Here is a 17246-nt window from a genome sequence, read left to right as displayed (position 1 = left end):
AGAGATTAACTGCACTCTGGAGTAGCTTTCGGTATCTGCAATGTGAGGATTTTTTCAGCCAAGAAATCCCTTTCTGAACACCCACAAATACGTACTTGTTCCATCATCGTTTTTACTATTTTCTATCGAGCATTATAAAAAAAATATTTTGTTCTGTCAATTGGCACTAGTAAGGCTAACCATCACTAGGCAATCATTTTTTTGAAGTATGCCCACATTCCCCAAGTAAATACAACTAAAAATACACTAATTGTAATCGTTGTAATTGGTGAATCTGGATATGGCAATGGAACATTCATGCCAAAAAAGCTTGTAATGACTGATAATGGCAGCATAATGGTTGATATTACAGTAAGCAAATTAAGCTTTTCAATTGATTTACCACTAATAATTGAAAAATAAGTATCTAAGGTACTGTTTACTAAATCTCTATAGGTTTCTGTCGATTCAACAATTCGTTCAAGATGGTCATTTAAATCTTTATAGAATGGAATATTTTCCTCACGAATTTCAAATTTCCACTGACCATTACTATTTGAAAAAATTCTTTTTTGTGGCAAAATTGCCTGTCGAATGAATATAATAGTTCGCTTAAGCGCAAGAAACTCCTCTGTAACTATTTTCGGCTGATAATCATATATTTCCTCTTCAAGTTCATCTATACGGGCTCTAATCCGTTCTAAAACTGGGAAATATTCATCAGTAATGCCATCAATAATTGTATGCAAAAGAAAATCAGTGCCTTTATCTAAATACTTCGTACTGTTTAAGCAAATATTTTCGATGTGACCTAGCCATTTAAGCTTTTGCTTATGAACCGTTACAACATAATTAGGACCCATAAAAATATTTAATTCTACTGTAGTTATTTCATTGCTACTTTTTTCATTATAGATCGGAGCATGAAAAACAAAAAATTTATAATCGCCATAATTGTCCATTTTAGGGCGAGAACCTTCGTTTAAGCAATCCTCTACCGCTAATGGATGGAAGCCAAAAATTTCCGCGATATCATTTAATTCATTGTAGCTATATGCATATAAGTCAACCCATAATAAATCCTCAGCATGGAGGCCATGTTTAAATTCTTTTAAATTAAAATCATGTTCTACTACGTTGCTTCTTTTTTCAAAATAATGGATTTTAATCATTGTTTTTCACCTCATGTTTTATTATTTAAGGAGAACAACAGGCATGACCTTATTGTTGTTTCGGCGATAAGAAATCGACGATCCTTAATTGTTTATTTCTTCCTAACATTTGCTTACCCGGCTCAGGACTACTATCCATTTCTCATCACCTTCCTTAAATAACAAAAACACGCCTTCGACGAATGAAGGCGTGTTGAATACACATATCAAAAAACAGTACAGTAAAGGACAGTACTTTGCTTTCTTACCTTCAAACGTTGAGTTTTAGCACTATGCGGCATAGGAAATTTACTCCAGCTACGTTAAAAAACACCTTATTTCGATGATTTCTGTTGACCCATTGGCGTCTCTCGACATTTTTGGGTAGTAGCGTATCTCCAGCATAGGAGCCTCACCTAACGAAGGGATTGTTATTTTTTTATTCTTGTAAATCATAATGCATAATGAAACAACTGTCAAACTGAAAAATTTTTGTAGTAGATTTAGGAACAATCATCTTTTAAAAATTTTTCCACCCTTCCAATATATTGTTCTCGATTATAGGTTTGATAAAGTACTGATGCTAAGCGAACTGGATCACCGAAGAAGAAACGCTCATAAAGTGTTTGCCTTGTGCCAAAGCTACTCATTGTTAAATCCCAAGCCAAACGGAATTTTTTAACCCGGTCTTTACCGCCATCTTTAAATGACTGTAAATAGTGTTCTAGGTCCCCATCATCCGCTACAAAGGCTTTTTCACTTGGAATGGACATTAATCCACTTGCACCAAGTAATTGGATGATTTCAGTAAAAGTCGGATACACTTTTGGGAAAACATGAATGGCAACTTGCAATGTAGGATGATCTGGCCTTATAAACCCAAAAGTATCCCTTGTCGCCTCAATTTCTGACTTTAACAATAAAGCCTTCATTGTTTCTAATGCTACAATAATATCTACAACCTTTTGCTGCACATGCTGATAGTCTCCTATATTTATCGTATCTACAATTGATTGCACAACGCCCAAAATAAATTCTGTTTTAGCTATTTGGCGTGACAGCACCTGATGTAAGCCATAGGCCTGAAAGCCACTGATATTCATAAAGGTATTGGCAACTTCTAAATTTTCATAATAAAAAACGCGCTCCCATGGCACAATCACATCATCAAATACAACAATTGCATCCATTTCCTCAAAGCGGCTGCTTAATGGATAATCAAACGTTGATTCACCGCCTACAAAGGACTGCCTACATAAAAACTTTAAGCCTTTAGTATTGCTAGGAATCGAAAATGCAAAGCCTTTTCCTTCGTCATAACCGTTTGTTGAAATCACAAGAAGTTCATCAGTAATTCCTCCCTGTGTAGCGAGTAATCTTGCCCCTTTAATGACTAACCCTTCACTTGTTTTAGCAACAATTTTAGCAGCAATAATGACTTCCTCATCCTCAAAATAAAATTTTTTGCGATTAACTTGGGGCTCTATAAAGGTATGAGTCATCGTTAAATCATTTTCGCGGGCATGCTCATAAAATTTCACTAAATGCTCAGGGAAACAATTTGGTTTATCTTTTAAATAATCAGCAGCTGACGCAAGTGCCATTAATGTCGTATTCATGTAATCTGGACTTCTTCCCATAAGACCATGAGTGGATAGTGCCCATTCTCTTGCGGCAATACGTCTTTTTACAAGATCTTCGCCTGTCAATACTTGTAGAAAAGACATCCCAACACGATGATTACTAGTCGGTGATACATAGGTCATCTTATCAAGCAATGCCTGCCCATTTTGTAAATCAAAGAGTCTTGCCTGACTCTGCATAACTCCCTTAAATGCTGGATGCTCCGACACCTTCCCTGCTACAACTTCACCATCAATAGAAATATACGTTTGCAACGCATCAATACGCTCAATATATTGCTGTCCTGTAATTGCTGGCATGCAGTCACCCCTAAACATTCCAATTATTTTATACTCATTTAGTATATGGAATTTCCCAGTTTTAGGTTCCAAGGTTCCCAACTGTATTATATCAATCCATCAATCCAGGGAAACTGTACCACTTTTTTTGAGACAAAAAGAAATTTGCTTATATTGCTGATTTTTCAGTTATTTTAGATAAAATCGATTACAATAAGCGATTATTAAACAAGTTCAATTTTATGTCACATTCATAAAAAAGTCTGTTTTAACTAGTACAGAGTTTCTAGATTTTTACTTCATGTAGGTGTAAGATAGCCTCGTAAACAAAACAAAAAACATCTTTTTCAAAGGAGAATATAGATGAACCATAAAATCATTGCATATGTCGAAGAATTAGAAGCTGCCTTAATGAATCAAATGGAGGATCATAACGAAGAAAATCTTTTATTTTCTATTGCTTCTAACTTAATTGCTCAAGACAGAGCTAATTATAAAAATGTTTGCCAGGCTTATGAAGTGGTAAAACATCATATCGTAGGTATTCATTAATCACTTTTAAAGCATAATGAAAAGCGCGAGCAATAATTGCTCGCGCTTTTTAGTGTTTTATGATGGGACAAGTTCTTTTATTTAGCATATGGTAGGACCATTTTTTGGAACTGTTCAAATGTAGTTTTCTGATCACTATATAGTCGTTTAATTTGATACACATCATCATACGGCTTATTATAGCCAGGCTGTGTTGAAAACGCCATGACAAATCCTGCTTCTTTTACTGCATAAATTGTATTCGACGTATATTGTCCAAATGGATATGCAAATGCTTTTGCTTCAGGGATAAGCGTTAAGCTTTGTTTTAAATCCTGCACTACTTCATGGTATGGAATTAGTAGCATTTTCCCTTTATTTCCTATTAAATCATGTAGGTTGTAAGTATGGGAGCCATAGGAAAAGACATCTTGCATATTTTCAATATCCTGACGGGAAAGTGCCTGCAGGTCGTCATAATTAAACATTTGCTCAGCTGATGAACTTTCATTGCGTGATGTAATTAAAAACTGGGTAGCTTTGAAGCCATTCTTTTGAAGAACTGAATAAGCATATTCACGTGTTGAAAGCAAGCCATCATCAAAGGTTAAGACAATGGAATAAGCCGGTAATGTAATTTCATTGCGCATAAAACGCAATAGTTCATCTGTAGTAATCGTTTCATAGTTTTTAGTTTTTAAATACTGCATTTCTCTTGTAAATTGTACATCCGTCATCGTGGTGCTGACATTTTTAAAGCGGCCCAGCTCATGTTCCTTTAAAAAATGATGATACATCATAACAGGAACACCACGATCAAGCGCTACTTTTGAGCTATGGATATACCCCTCACGTCCCCCAATAACTGTTACATACCAGCTGCCCTCTTTTCGTAAAATCGGGTAACGACGGTTTGTATCTAGCTTAGCAAAAGGGGTTAATGTTTTATTGGTACAGTCATAAATCTCACTGTTTGCAGAAATCGGGATGAAATACTCATTTTTTACAGCATGGTCCTTCCCAATATTTTTATAAGAAGGTGTATTCATTAATTTTAATTTATTTTTTTCTGCATAAAGATAGGTTTGCCCCCATCGAACCTTTACATATGTTTCGTCTGATGCATCGACAACCTCAAGCTGTTGCCCCTTCAGTAATAGGGCAATAGTCATTGGCTTGTCTCGACGTAGGTCATAGAGAGTGACATTTTCTAAAGCCTGCATATAACCATTTTGCTTACTAGGAGGTGGTGGAGTCGGGGTAGGCTTTTCAACAGGTTTTGTGTTATTTGGATTCGTAGTCTCCTGTCCTTGTTCTTCTTCAACAAAATTACTATGTACAAATCCTAACCGTCCATTCACTGCTATGCCATACCAATCCCCCATTTTATTATAAATAGGAAAACGAACTCCCTCTGAAAGGGTTGCAAATTGTACAAGCTTATTACCGCTATTATCAAAAATTGGAGCAACGCGGGTTGGAACAATATAATCCTTTATTGTTGCTACCATTGGGACTTTGTTTTTATAGGTTGTTGCTGGTACAACTGTTGTATAACGCTTATCAACATACCCATAGTAACCTGCCCAACGTATTTGCCACCAGTTAGCCCCATAATCTTTAGTTACTTCAAAGGTTTGTCCAGCTGATAATGTGCCCACCTGTACGAGTGAGCCTGAACGATTATCAAAGACAGTTGCTTCTTCATTCACTTGGATAATCATATTATTTGCATATACTTTTCCAGCAAAAGGTAGGATCATCATGAATAGAAGCAATAATACGATGCGTTTCACTTTCTTCACCTCAAATATTTTAATCCTCTTTAGTCATCTAAAAAATCGTACGGTGAAACCCCGTCCATTCCAATCATTGGATGGATCAACGGTTCTGTTTCAACCGTTAACTTTACATCTTTTTTCGGCTCTTCATCTATTTCCACTGCTACTGCTTCTTTTTCAGTTATTTCCTCTGCAATATCCATTGGATTAAGTCTTGCACGTAAAGAAGTAAAGCGCTGTAGATCATCTGTACGCTGTAAGCCATCTGCGAGCACTTCTGGCTCACCACATAAAATCAGAAAGTTTTTCGCACGGGTTATACCAGTATATAGCAGATTACGACGTAGCATTTTAGAATAGCCTCGAACTACTGGCATAATTACTGTCTGAAATTCCGAGCCTTGTGATTTATGAATGGAACAACAATAGGCGAGTGTCAATTGATTGAGGTCACTGCGCTGATAAGTTACTTCAATGCCGTCAAAAGAAACAACAAGTAAATCCTGTTTCTCGATAGTTTCCTTCGCCTTGATAATACTGATGACTTCACCCATATCTCCATTAAAAACATTGCTTTCTGGCTGATTGACAAGCTGTAATACTTTATCCTTGATACGATAGGTTACATCACCAAAGACAAGCTCTTTTCTAGAACCAGTATCGTTTGGATTTATGAGCTCTTGAATCATTTTATTCAGGTTATCAATGCCTGCTGGTCCCTTGTACATTGGTGCTAACACTTGAATATTGCGAATTTCTTGTCCTTTCGCAACTGCACTCTTTACAACCTGTGTAACAACACTTGCTACTTGATCTGAGGAGGCTTTAATAAAGGAGCGGTCAGACGTTTTTACCGATAAATCATTTGGGATTGTACCGCGTTTAATTTGATGGGCAAGTTCAATAATAGTTGAGCCCTCTGCCTGTCTATACACTTCAGTTAATTCAACAGTTGGAATTTGATGCGAGGCCAATAAATCCTTTAACACCTGTCCAGGTCCTACTGGAGGGAGCTGATCCTGATCACCCACAAATATAACTTGAACTTCCTCATGTAGAGCTTTCAATAATTGATGAGCAAGCCAAGTATCCACCATTGACATTTCATCAACAATGATGAGCTTTCCTGTAACCTCACGCTCTGTTTCCTCTTCCTTTTCTTGTCCAGTAAATCCTAATAATCGATGAATGGTCATTGCAGGAAGTTCTGTTGATTCTGATAAACGCTTAGCAGCACGACCTGTAGGAGCGCATAAAATAATGGGAAAGGGTTCTTCTTTTTGCGCATATTCCTTTGGATTTAATGATAAACCATGAAGCTTTGCATATACTTCCACTACTCCTCGTACAACCGTTGTTTTACCAGTACCTGGACCACCTGTTAAAATCATAACAGCCGAGTTTAAGGCCTGTTCAATAGCATTGGCCTGTGTTTCGGCATAGGTCACATGGAGTAAGTCCTCTGTTTCTCCAATCGCTTTCCGAATTTCGTCCCTACTAAAATGCTCAGCTTTCTTATTCCGTTCAATTAATGACACTATTTTAGAGGCGATTCCTACTTCTGAAAAATAGAGAGACGGTAAATACAGCCTTGTTTCTTCCCCACAAATTTTACTTTCCTCACGCAATTCAATACAGGCCTTGGATATTGCCTCAAATGGTATTTTCTCTCGTTGGCTTTGCTCTAGCATATCTTTGACTAAGGGCAAAACTTGCTCAGCATCTAAAAACACATGCCCCTCTGATAAAGCTGCTGTATTTAGAATATGTAAAATAGCGGCCTTAATACGGTCTGGATGATTACCAGTAATCCCTAATTTTGCACCTAGCTCATCTGCACGAACGAATCCCACACCTTCGACATCTTCAATTAGACGATATGGATTTTCTGTTAAAAGCTCAATGGCATCAGTGCGATATGTTTGGTAAATTTTCATACCGAGCTGAGGTCCAAATCCCCATTCATTTAACTGGATCATTACTCGCTCAAGACCTAAATTTTGTTCGATTGTACGGTGGATAACCTCTTTTTTTTCGGCTGATAGACGAGGGACACTATCAAGCACATTTGGGTCCTCCAAAATTAGACGTAGAGCATTGGCTCCAAGTTTCTCTACAATTGTTTCAGCCGTTTTTTTTCCAATACCAACAAATAAATCACTTGATAGGTAATGAATGATTCCTTGCTCTGTTGCTGGTACCTCTTTGGTAAACGTCTCAATTTGAAATTGTACACCGTATTTTGGATGCTGTCTCAATAAACCTGTAAAACGATATTGTTCATCCATTTGTAATGGCGGAAAATAGCCGACAACAATGATTTCTTTATCTTCATATTGTAAATTGGTCTCTTGAATTTTCACACGAACAATCGAATACATATTTTGAGCATTATGAAAGATAGAGACGATTGGACGTCCGAGTATAAAAAATTTATTTAGTTCAAATAAATCAAGATTCTCAGCCATTGTCAATTCGTCCTTTCATGTGCGATTCAATCTTTTTATTTTACCACAATATAGTGCTAATAATCGTTTAAAAAGAGAATTCACTCAATTCTTTTAACATTATTTTGACAATTGATATTTCGCATCTTTTATCAATCTTTCCATGCTATGATAAAGGTGAAATTTTGTTGCACGGAAGGATTGTGAAGCTATTGGAATTTAGACCTTGCATCGATTTACACGATGGCAAAGTAAAGCAAATTGTGGGGAGCACATTGGGACATGCAGATCAAAAAGTCATTGAAAATTTTATTTCCAATCATGACTCTAGTTATTATGCAAAAATGTTTGCTCAGGATCAATTAACAGGTGGTCACGTTATAATGCTCGGTGAAGGAAATGACGAGGCTGCATTTACAGCGCTTGCAGCTTATCCTCATGGTCTGCAAGTAGGTGGTGGAATCACTACAAAAAATGCCAAAAAGTATATTGATGCTGGCGCTTCGCATGTAATTGTGACTTCTTTTATTTTTCATGATGGCAAGCTTGATATGGATCGACTGATGGAACTCGTACAAAAAATTGGCAAACAGCATTTAGTCATTGATTTAAGCTGTCGAATGCGCAATGATAAATGGTATGTTGTTACTGATAAATGGACAAAATTTAGTGATTTCGAGGTCAATGCTGCGTCCATCGCTTATATTGAAAATTTCTGTGATGAGCTGCTCATTCATGCGGTTGATGTGGAAGGAAAAAAAGGTGGTATGCAGGAAAGCTTAGTACGTGATCTAACAGCATGGACTACTATCCCAACAACATATGCTGGAGGGATCCGTTCCATTGAGGACTTAGAGAAATTCAAGAAGTTAGCGAATGGTAAACTTCACGTGACAATTGGAAGTGCCCTTTCAATTTTTGGCGGAGAATTACCATATGTAGATGTAGTAAACTATTGTAAAAAGGACGGGATATTGTGAAATTAATTTATAAAGATATTATTTTTCCTTTTCAAGAAACAAATTTAGAGCGTATTATAGACGGCAAGTACTTTAAGGTAAATACTATGGATAATTCACGCTCCTTGCATGTACAGCTAGATAATGAGCAGATGCTACTAGAGTTTTCCAAATCCTTAAAGGCAACATGCGGCTTCCTACGCGATCAGGAAACAGAGCCTTATATAGGCACTTATATAGACTTACAAATTTTTGTTGATGAATTTAATAAACGCTACAATTTAAATGCAGAAATAGTGATTTAAACCTTTGACCAGGTTGTAAGTATATTTTAAACTTATCAAGTTTCACTTCAGTAAAGCGCTAGAAATTAAAGTTTGATTTCTAGCGCTTTTAAGGTTTAGACCAGATTATGTCTTTTCTCTCTAACATAAACTTTTCTTAAAACTCATAATCGGTCATATTTTTCCAAACACTTACAAATGTTAGTGTATTTTTATTTATCAGCGTACATATTTCTATTTTTTAGCTTTTTTTGATAAGCTTTAGATAATTGAGGTAATTAACAGTTTGGAAGAAAGGATTTAAGATAGCATGAAAAACGAACTTGAGGCAATAACTTTTAAAAACTTACAAATAGAGCTAACACGTTTCTTTTTAGCATATAAATTCGCTTTACAGGAAATCGAAACCAAAATTAATATTTTACAAGAAGAATTTAAGCTAATTCATGAATACAATCCAATAGAACATGTTTCAACCCGAATAAAATCACCAAAAAGTATATTAATGAAAATAAAGAAAAAGAGCATTGAACCATCCATTGAAGATATTCGCGAAAATATAAGGGATATTGCTGGGGTCAGAATTACATGCTCCTTTGTAGAGGATATTTATAAAGTAAGCGCTATGCTACAGGCACAACATGATATTGAAATTGTAGATGTAAAGGATTATATTGCCTATCCAAAGGACAATGGCTATCAAAGCTTACATCTCATTATCAAAATTCCTATCTTTATGTCTGATCATATGGAGAAGGTATATACAGAGATTCAAATCCGTACAATAGCAATGGATTTTTGGGCAAGCTTAGAGCATAAAATTTATTATAAGTATAACAAGGAAGTACCAGAGCATATTCGAATTGAATTAAAAGAAGCCGCTCTACAAGCAGCAGAGTTAGATCGAAAAATGGAGCGACTGAATAAAGAGATCAATATTTTAAAAGAAAATGAAACTGAGCCTTCATTGCTAGACAGTACGCCTATTTCACATTTAGCTAAATACCTGACAGAATTACCTAACAAATGACACTGGAATGTCATTGCATCCAATACTTAATCAATTGAAAAATCCACCTAATGTTTTGCGAGAAAAGCAAAAGACCTTATGCGTCCAATGTCCCTTCTCACAAAATGTGAAGTGGATTTTTATTATTTCAAGATTGCAAAAAAGCAAATTTACTATGCATGCTCTTTAGATTTTGTTGCTATAAAGAAGGAGAAAACAAGGGCTAAAATGGCAAAAACAAAGGCAGCTATATATACATAGCTTACTCCATTTGCAATCGTTTCCTTTAAAAAGCTTACCTCACCTACACTAAAGCCTCCTTTTGCAAATTCACCATTTAATTGTATTTCACCTTTTCCTAATGAAGCCATTTTTTCACTTGTTGTCAGGTTAAAAATCATTCCAAATAGTGCCGCACCAACCGCTTGACTAAATGTATTGGTAAAAGAGTTTAGACCAATGGATATACCGAGCTGTTTCGGGTTTGCCACCTTTTGAATGGAAATCATCAACATTGGCATGATAAAGCCCATCCCTAGTCCGATTAATGATGAAGCGAAATAAGCACTGAAATCGCTAGAACCTGAAGACAGTCTTGTTAGTAATAGTGTACCTATAACCAGTAAAATTGTACCCATTTGAATAATGCGTTTATTTGTTAAACGTCCGATTAAATAACCTGCCATAATAGAGTTCACTGTCCAGAAAATAGACATCGGTGTTAATAATAAACCTGCTTGCGTTGCATTTTTCCCTAGCACACTTTGTGCAAATATCGGAATATAAACTGTCACACCAATCACAATAGACATTCCGCTTAATGTTAATGCATTAATGACCATTAGGCGACCATTTTTAAACAACGTTAACGGAATGATTGGCTCTTCTGCGCGTAGCTCCACCCATATAAAAATACCTAAAAGTACAGCAGCAACTCCGTACATAAGAAGTGATTGGCTCGATAACCAAGCCTGTGTTTTGCTATTATCGATAATAACATATAATAGCGAAACCATTCCAATTGTAAATAGCGCAGCGCCTAAGTAGTCAATTTTACGCTTCACTGTCTCCAATTGTTCTTGATAATGTTTGACAATTAAATAAATAGAGGCTAAGCCAAATGGTACATTAATGAAAAAAATAAAATGCCAAGATACCTGATCAACAATAAATCCTCCAAATAATGGACCAACCACGCCAGATACTCCCCATACCATACTTAAATAGCTTTGTCCTTTAGCACGCGCCTTTTCGGTCTTAAATAACTCACCGACCATTGTTAATGTAATTGGTAAAATTGAACCTGCGCCAATACCTTGGATAGCACGAAAGACAATTAATTGCTCCATCGATTGCGCTAAACCACATAACATGGAACCTAGTAAAAAAATAATGATGCCTGTAATAATCATCCGTTTACGCCCAAATAAATCGGCTAACTTTCCAAAAATAATCGCAGCAATGGCCGAAGCTAATAAATAAGCGGAATAAATCCAGCTTATCAAGTCTACGCCTAATAAATCGGCTGTTATGCTTGGAATAGCAGTACTAACAATCGTACCCTCAATTGCAGCAAGTGCTGTTACAAGTAGTAGTGCAATAAATACTTTATTCATCTTGTCACCTTTTCCTTTCCTGCATGACATACATTACCAAGTTTGAGCTGAAAATAAAAGAAGAAAGGATAAATTTTATCAAAAATGCTTGTGAACTACTAGTAAAAATCTCCGCTTCAAGTATTTCCATTTATAACAAATAAAAAAGCAGCAAGTTTGGGAAGTGCCACTTGCTACTTCTTATTCTACTAGTTAAATCGTTGGGCAATCATATCATAAATATAACGTGCTTGGTCATAGTCAGGTTGTAGAGTAAATGCTTGTTTTAGATGATACATCGCCTCTTCTGTTTGTTCTGTAGACACTGCATAAAGTACACCTAAATTATAGTGTGCATCCGCATTATTCCAATCCAGCTCGATTAACTGATCCAGCTCCTTCTTCCCTTCTGCAAACATTTCTAGCGCACAAAGGACAATGGCATAGGCTAAACGAATTTGCGTATCATTTGGAGCAAGTTCTGCTGCACGTTGTAAATAAGGTAATGCCAATTTTTGGTTTTCCATACGCTCAAAGCATTTGCCCATCATATAATAGACATCTGCCCCTTCAATCTGATGTTTTAATGCTTGTTCGTACAACTTGACAGCTTCGGCATAGCGCTCTGCATTGAAATATAAATTGGCTAAACCGTAGTAAGCTGTAGCTGCAGTTTCATCCACAGTGATCGCCTTTTGGAAAAAACGTTCTGCACGTTCTGTATCCTCTAACACGGCTAGCAAATTACCGAAATTCACATAACCAATGGCATTTTCTGGTTCTTCTTCAATTGCTTTTGTAAATAGTTGGGCAGCATCCTCATAACGTTTTTCCTGAAAGGCCTGAATACCCTGTTCATTATAATTCATTTGTTCTTCACCTCTATGTAGCGAAAGACTGCTTCTAGAAGCCAAGAGGCAGTAAAAGCAGTCTTAACGCAAGTTATCCAACATATGTTAGTTTTTCATTACTTTTAAAGACTTCGTCAATTGTTCCGCCACCTAAACATTCTTCTCCACTGTATAGCACTACAGCTTGTCCTGGTGTGATAGCACGTACAGGCTCTGCAAATGTAATGTGTGCACAACCATTTGGTAAAATTTCAACGTCTACTGGTGTATCTGTTTGACGATAGCGGAATTTTGCTGTGCATGAAAATTTCCCAGGCAATTTTTTTGTCGAAGTATAGTTCATTTTTACAGCAGTTAATGATGTAGAGTATGAATACTCATTATCGAAGCCTTGTCCAACAAGTAATACATTGCGCTCTAAATCTTTTCCAAGCACAAACCAAGGCTCTCCGTCTCCACCAATCCCAAGACCATGTCGTTGGCCTAATGTATAGTACATTAATCCGTCATGTTGACCCATGACAACGCCATCCATTGTCTCCATCTTACCAGGTTGTGCCGGTAAATATTGACTTAAAAATTCTTTGAAATTGCGTTCTCCAATAAAACAGATTCCTGTTGAATCCTTTTTCTTAGCTGTCGCTAAACCAGCTTCTTCTGCAATTTTTCGAACCTCTTTTTTCTCAATATCACCAATCGGAAACATAACATGTGCTAATTGTTCCTGAGATAGTTGGTTTAGGAAATATGTTTGATCCTTATTATCATCTATTCCTCGAAGCATTTTTACTTCGCCATCATCGCTTCGATCGATTCTAGCATAATGTCCTGTTGCTAAATAATCAGCTCCTAAATCCATTGCATGCTCTAAAAAGGCTTTGAACTTTATTTCCTTATTACACATTACATCAGGATTTGGTGTGCGCCCTGCTTTATATTCTTCTAAAAAGTATGTGAAAACTTTATCCCAATATTGCTTTTCAAAGTTGACCGCATAGTACGGAATCCCAATTTGGTTACATACTTTAATAACATCATCATAATCCTCTGTAGCTGTACAAACCCCATTTTCGTCAGTGTCATCCCAGTTTTTCATAAATATTCCGATTACCTCATACCCCTGTTGTTTCAGCAAATATGCAGCAACCGAAGAATCTACCCCACCTGACATGCCGACAACAACACGAATTTGTGAGGGATCGCGTGTTTCTTTCATTGTGGTCACCTTTTCTTTTCTTCAATTTCCATCAATTTCGCCTTGGCGTAATTGTTGCTTTCGTACAGATAAACAATGCGTCCGAATTTTGAGTTGTCTGCACAATTCATTCCTTTGAAAATCCGTGACATCCGCCTGAGGCTTTATCTTCATTCAGTAGGTGTTTGGACACCCACTTAAAAGGAACCAATACCGCATTTCTCACCACCTGTAGAGGCTGGAGTTTTCTGCTGAATGAAGATAAAACAAGTTAAGCGCAATATACTTTATTTTTTTGCAAGTTTTTTCACGACTGCCGCTGTTTTTTCAGCGGCATATCGTATATCTTCTTCGGTTAAACCTTGTCCAAAGCTAAAACGAATTGAGTTACGTAATTCCTCTGCTCCTTGTCCAAACATTGCAACTAAAACATGAGATGGATCAATGGAACCTGCAGTGCAAGCAGAGCCACTCGATACACAAATACCTGCCATATCAAGATTTACAAGGAAGGACTCTACTTCCATTCCAGTAAAACTCACATTTAAAAGATGCGGAAGTGAATTATCTACATCTCCATTAACATGGTATGTTAGCTTTTCTTGCGTAAAAACATCAAGCATAATTTGCTTAAAGCGATTGTACAGTGCTCGCTTCTCTTCACGCAAGTCATTTGCAATTTGCACAGCAGTCGAAAAACCAATGATTGCAGGTACATTTTCAGTGCCTGCGCGACGTTTTTTCTCCTGTTGACCACCTAGAGCATAGCTAGCAAGCTGCGTCCCCGCTTTTTGGTAAAGGAAGCCAATCCCTTTAGGACCGTTAATTTTATGCGCAGAAACACTTAGTAAATCCACATGTAAATCAGCAACATTTATCGTCTCTAAACCGTATGCCTGAACTGCATCTGTATGGAAAGTGGCGTTATGTGCTAGTAATAGTTGCCCAATTTCAGCAATCGGTTGAATTGTTCCGACTTCATTATTCCCGTACATAACCGTCACTAAAATCGTATCTTCACGTAATGCATTCCGCACATCTTCTACAGAAACACGGCCCTTTTCATCAACTGGTAAATAGGTAACGTCAAAGCCATCTCGCTCAAGTTTTTCACATGTGTGTAGCACCGCATGATGTTCAATTTGTGTAGTAATAATGTGTTTCCCTTCACTAGCGCGAGCATAAACAGTTCCTAGTATTGCTGTATTATCCGCCTCAGTGCCACCGCTTGTTAGAATGATTTCACTAGGTTGAGCACCAATTGATTTGGCTAATACATCACGTGCATCATCTAAATATTTCCTTGCCTCTCGACCTGCTCCATGAATACTCGATGCATTCCCATAAACATCCTGCATTGCAACAGTCATAGCTTGGATAACCTTGTCATTCATAGGTGCTGTTGCCGCATGATCGAGATAAATATATGAATTCATGTTGAAAACTCCTTTGTACGAAAAGCGCTAAAGCATCCGTATCCCTACCAAAGAATAACGATGCTTTAGCCTAAACTTAATTAAATATAGAACATATAGCCTTCCACTACATTTTCCTCAGTATATTGTGCTAAATCTTCAATAGTAGTTGTATCCAACACATTTTTCACTGCATCGCGAATGCGAAGCCATAACTCACGCTGAGGTGCCTCCTCATTTTCAATTCCTTCAACTGGCTGAATAGGCCCCTCTAAGACACTAATGACATTTGCTGCAGAAATCTCACTCGGTGGATTCGCTAGCATATAACCGCCATAGGCACCACGTACACTCTTTACTAAGCCAGAATTACGTAATGGGGAAACTAATTGCTCTAAATATGCCTCAGATAAATCTTTTTCTGCCGCAATTTTACGTAATGGTATAGGACCTTCTCCATAATGCTTTGCTAATTCAATCATAATCGTTAGCCCATAACGGCCTTTAGTTGAAATTTTCATTTTATCACCCTCAATTAGTCTAGTCAAAAATACTACCAACAGTATATCATAATGTCCTCTTGAAGAACTCGGAAATACTCTTGAATGGTTATGATATACTAATAATTGTGCATTAGTTTGTATTAACAAAATACGTTGACGCTTCATTTCAGCTCATATACGTTACATTTAAAGGGGGTATTTTTTATGCATAACGAACCACTTGCTTACCGCATGCGACCGTTAAGTCTTGATGAAATTGTCGGGCATCAAGAGTTTATTGGTCCTACTACCGCTCTTTATAAAATGATTCAAAATGGGCATGTTCCATCTATGCTATTATACGGTGAGCCCGGTATTGGCAAAACGTCCATTGCAAATGCAATAGCCGGAAGCTCAAAGCTCCCCTTCTTTGCTCTGAATGCTACTCGTGCTGGTAAAAAGGACGTTGAGGATATTGTACAGGAAGCAAGAATCTCAGGGAAAGTATTACTTTTTTTAGATGAAATTCATCGCTTTAATAAATTACAGCAGGATACTTTGTTACCACATGTTGAAAATGGCTCAATTGTGCTTATTGGGGCAACTACTGAGAATCCGTATCACGATGTTAATCCAGCGATTCGCTCCCGCTGTGGGGAAATCTATCAACTACAACGGCTAACACAGGAAAATCTTATGGAGCTTGTAAAAAAGGCACTTGCTGATGAAAAACGAGGGTTAGGCAAACAGCATTTCATCTTAACAGATGAACAGATTGAACAAATTGCTGGCGCCGCTAACGGAGATGCACGCAAGGCACTAACTTTGCTTGAATCCATTTATTATGCAAGTGATGAGGTAGACGGTCATACCATTGCGGAAGATCATATTATCAAACATCTTATCGGAAGAATCGGTGTATATGGCGACAAAAAAGGGTCTCATTTTTACAATCTATTATCCGCACTACAAAAATCTGTACGCGGTAGTGATACCAATGCCGCACTTTATTATTTAGCACATTTACTAGAAACCGGTGATCTAGTCGCTGTCAGCAGACGTTTACTTGTTATGGCTTATGAAGATATAGGACTAGCACAGCCTGATGTCGGTGCACATGTGCTAGCTGCTGTTCAAGCAGCAGAGCGTTTAGGCTTACCAGAGGCCCGCATCCCCCTTGCTAGTGCTGTGATTGAAATGTGCCTAGCATCTAAATCTAATTCCGCTATTGTAGCTATTGATGCTGCCATTGCTAGCATCCACGAAGGTAAGACAGGGGATATTCCACATCATTTACGTGATGCTCATTATGAGGGAGCAAAAGATTTAGGACATGTAGGCTATCAATACCCGCACAACACCCCAATTGGTACATTTGGTGGCTGGGTGAATCAGCAGTATTTACCCAACGAACTAGTCGGAGTTGAATTTTATACGCCGGTTATCGCTGGTGAAGAAAAACGAATGGCAGGTATCTACGAAAAACTTAAATCTTTTCATAAGGAACAGAAATAAATTCATTGATTTCAAAACATATTTAAAAGGACAATATATGTTATATCACTAATATGTATTGTCCTTTTTACATCTCCAAATCAGTTCCTTTAAAAGTCCTCTTCCAAGGGTTCGATTCAAAAACATCTGT

14 protein-coding genes, 1 riboswitch and 1 other annotated feature (1 of these 16 only partly in view) are annotated in these 17246 nt (G+C 37.2%); of the genes, 5 read left to right on the top strand and 9 right to left on the bottom strand.

The genetic code is table 11. The features are described 5' to 3' along the window. Positions 1 to 116, bottom strand: a binding site (T-box leader); it reaches 96 nt to the left of the window's first position. Positions 117 to 185: 69 nt separating this feature from the next. Both AC2CGN_RS08805 and hpaB read right to left on the bottom strand, forming a co-directional pair. Further along, complete coding sequence (locus tag AC2CGN_RS08805) at positions 186 to 1151, bottom strand: magnesium transporter CorA family protein (RefSeq protein ID WP_429982547.1); 966 nt, start codon at positions 1149 to 1151, stop codon at positions 186 to 188. A 242-nt stretch (positions 1152 to 1393) separates the two neighbouring features. Further along, positions 1394 to 1561: riboswitch (M-box (ykoK) riboswitch) on the bottom strand. A gap of 72 nt (positions 1562 to 1633) precedes the next feature. After that, a complete protein-coding gene (hpaB, locus tag AC2CGN_RS08800) occupies positions 1634 to 3073 on the bottom strand; it encodes a 4-hydroxyphenylacetate 3-monooxygenase, oxygenase component (protein WP_484513371.1) in 1440 nt (479 codons plus the stop codon). 342 nt (positions 3074 to 3415) lie between these two features. Here hpaB and AC2CGN_RS08795 point away from each other — a divergent pair, with 342 nt between their 5' ends. Then, positions 3416 to 3604 carry a hypothetical protein gene (locus AC2CGN_RS08795; RefSeq protein ID WP_286927457.1) on the top strand — a complete coding sequence of 63 codons (189 nt, stop codon included), beginning with the start codon at positions 3416 to 3418 and terminating at the stop codon, positions 3602 to 3604. A 77-nt stretch (positions 3605 to 3681) separates the two neighbouring features. Here the strand turns inward: AC2CGN_RS08795 and AC2CGN_RS08790 are convergent, their stop codons facing one another. Together AC2CGN_RS08790 and recD2 are read right to left on the bottom strand one after the other, a co-directional pair. Further along, positions 3682 to 5379: a polysaccharide deacetylase family protein gene (locus AC2CGN_RS08790; RefSeq protein WP_429985752.1), complete on the bottom strand. Its 1698-nt coding sequence runs from the start codon at positions 5377 to 5379 to the stop codon at positions 3682 to 3684. Between the two features lie 29 nt (positions 5380 to 5408). Further along, a complete protein-coding gene (recD2, locus tag AC2CGN_RS08785; protein WP_429982553.1) occupies positions 5409 to 7832 on the bottom strand; it encodes an SF1B family DNA helicase RecD2 in 2424 nt (807 codons plus the stop codon). A 191-nt stretch (positions 7833 to 8023) separates the two neighbouring features. Between recD2 and hisA the strand changes: the two genes are divergently transcribed. The 3 genes from hisA to AC2CGN_RS08770 all read left to right on the top strand — a co-directional run bounded on the left by hisA (position 8024) and on the right by AC2CGN_RS08770 (position 10084). Beyond that, positions 8024 to 8791, top strand: coding sequence for a phosphoribosylformimino-5-aminoimidazole carboxamide ribotide isomerase (gene hisA, locus AC2CGN_RS08780; RefSeq protein ID WP_429989002.1), 768 nt, complete (start codon positions 8024 to 8026; stop codon positions 8789 to 8791). Then, complete coding sequence (locus tag AC2CGN_RS08775; RefSeq protein ID WP_054771073.1) at positions 8788 to 9075, top strand: hypothetical protein; 288 nt, start codon at positions 8788 to 8790, stop codon at positions 9073 to 9075. The genes hisA and AC2CGN_RS08775 overlap by 4 nt, the downstream gene beginning before the upstream one ends. Before the next feature lie 289 nt (positions 9076 to 9364). Continuing rightward, positions 9365 to 10084 (top strand): GTP pyrophosphokinase, encoded by a 720-nt coding sequence (locus AC2CGN_RS08770; protein ID WP_286925967.1) that lies wholly within the window; start codon positions 9365 to 9367, stop codon positions 10082 to 10084. 152 nt (positions 10085 to 10236) lie between these two features. On the opposite strand, the gene AC2CGN_RS08765 is transcribed toward AC2CGN_RS08770, so the two are convergent. The 5 genes from AC2CGN_RS08765 to cymR all read right to left on the bottom strand — a co-directional run bounded on the left by AC2CGN_RS08765 (position 10237) and on the right by cymR (position 15640). Continuing rightward, the gene (locus AC2CGN_RS08765) at positions 10237 to 11679 is read right to left on the bottom strand and encodes an MDR family MFS transporter (RefSeq protein WP_429982555.1); all 1443 of its coding nucleotides are present in this window, start codon (positions 11677 to 11679) and stop codon (positions 10237 to 10239) included. A gap of 188 nt (positions 11680 to 11867) precedes the next feature. Next, positions 11868 to 12527 carry a tetratricopeptide repeat protein gene (locus AC2CGN_RS08760; RefSeq protein WP_429982557.1) on the bottom strand — a complete coding sequence of 220 codons (660 nt, stop codon included), beginning with the start codon at positions 12525 to 12527 and terminating at the stop codon, positions 11868 to 11870. Positions 12528 to 12600: 73 nt separating this feature from the next. Next, on the bottom strand, positions 12601 to 13725 hold the full coding sequence (mnmA, locus tag AC2CGN_RS08755) for a tRNA 2-thiouridine(34) synthase MnmA (RefSeq protein ID WP_429982559.1): 1125 nt from the start codon (positions 13723 to 13725) through the stop codon (positions 12601 to 12603). Positions 13726 to 13991: 266 nt separating this feature from the next. After that, a complete protein-coding gene (locus tag AC2CGN_RS08750) occupies positions 13992 to 15140 on the bottom strand; it encodes a cysteine desulfurase family protein (RefSeq protein ID WP_429985756.1) in 1149 nt (382 codons plus the stop codon). Between the two features lie 80 nt (positions 15141 to 15220). Further along, entirely contained in the window at positions 15221 to 15640 is a 420-nt protein-coding gene (gene cymR, locus AC2CGN_RS08745; protein ID WP_054771150.1) for a cysteine metabolism transcriptional regulator CymR, read from the bottom strand. A 186-nt stretch (positions 15641 to 15826) separates the two neighbouring features. Between cymR and AC2CGN_RS08740 the strand changes: the two genes are divergently transcribed. Continuing rightward, positions 15827 to 17116 carry a replication-associated recombination protein A gene (locus AC2CGN_RS08740; protein WP_484513365.1) on the top strand — a complete coding sequence of 430 codons (1290 nt, stop codon included), beginning with the start codon at positions 15827 to 15829 and terminating at the stop codon, positions 17114 to 17116. Positions 17117 to 17246: the final 130 nt, after the last annotated feature.

The sequence above is a fragment of the Lysinibacillus sp. DFXJR4 genome (genome assembly GCF_057196045.1).
Note: the sequence above shows the minus strand (reverse complement) of the source record. Positions and strands in the feature narration are given on the sequence as shown.